Annotated in this window: 1 protein-coding gene; it reads right to left on the bottom strand. The window is 75.5% G+C overall.

Annotated features, from left to right (window positions below; genetic code table 11):
* Positions 1-904 (bottom strand): carbohydrate kinase (locus AB0N07_RS51840; protein ID WP_365848066.1); only part of this gene is annotated, 904 nt, incomplete at its 3' end.
* Between the last annotated feature and the right edge of the window lie 198 nt (positions 905-1,102).

Genomic DNA, 1,102 nt, shown 5'->3' with positions numbered 1-1,102 from the left:
CCCCCGGGCGGGAGGCCGTGATCGCCGACGCGCGGGAGGCGTAGATCAGCACCGACTCGACGTCGGCCGGGTCCATCGCGTGCAGGCGGCCGCGGTTCGCGGCGCCCAGCAGGGAGCGGTCGTCGAGGGCGGCGAGCAGGGCGGCGGTGAACGAGTCACCGGCGCCCACGGTGTCCGCGACGTCCACGGGCACGATCGGGCGCTCCACCACGCCGTGCGCGGTGACGGCCACGATGTCCTCGGCGCCGCGGGTCATCACCACGAACGCCGGGCCCATCTGCTGCCACGCCTGCAGCGACTCGCGCAGCGGGCGGTCCGGGTACAGCCACGCGATGTCCTCGTCCGAGGCGTGCACCACGTCCGCCAGCCGCACGGACTGCTCCGCGCGGGCGCGGGCGAACGCCCGGTCCGGCACGATCGTGGGCCGCACGTTGGGGTCGTAGCTGATGGTCGTGGCCGCGGATATCCGCTCGAGCAGGGCCATCACCTCGGCGTCGCCGGGGGCGAGCATGGTGGCGATGGAGCCGGCATGCATGTGGTGCAGGGGGCTGCCGGCGGCGTCGTCGAAGTCCCGGGCGAGCGCGGCGGCGGGCGGCAGCGTCCAGTCCAGCTCGAACTCAGAGCTGGCGGCACCCGTGGGGTCCAGGCGGGCGGTGGCCATGGAGGTGGCGCCGGCATCCGGCTCGAGCAGGCCGCGCACGCCGTTCTCTCGCAGGTGCGAGGCGATCATGTCCCCGTGCGCATCGCGGCCGAGGCGGCCGGCGAACAGGACGGGCCGCTCCAGCCGGCTCAGGCCCACGGCCACGTTCAGGGGGCTGCCCCCGACGTGCACGCGGGGGGTCGCGGTGTCCGAGACCACGACGTCGACGAGCGCCTCTCCGATCACACCACAGTACTGAGCCACGCGTCCCACGGTACCCTAATCACCGGCGCGGAACCGGGGCTGTGCGCAGGCTTCCAGGCCCCCGAGAAACGCCCGACACCCCCATCCCCGACCCCTCGGCAGGCGGCCATGTCCCCCACCCCCACCCCGCCCGCCCCCGGCCTCCGCGGGCGGCCCCACCGCGTCCGCCGCACCAGCCCCCCCGGCACCCTCCTAGCC

The organism is Streptomyces sp. NPDC051172, assembly GCF_040682555.1.
GTDB lineage: Bacteria > Actinomycetota > Actinomycetes > Streptomycetales > Streptomycetaceae > Streptomyces.
The sequence above is the reverse complement of the archived record's forward strand: the minus strand, read 5'-3'. Positions and strand labels throughout refer to the sequence as shown.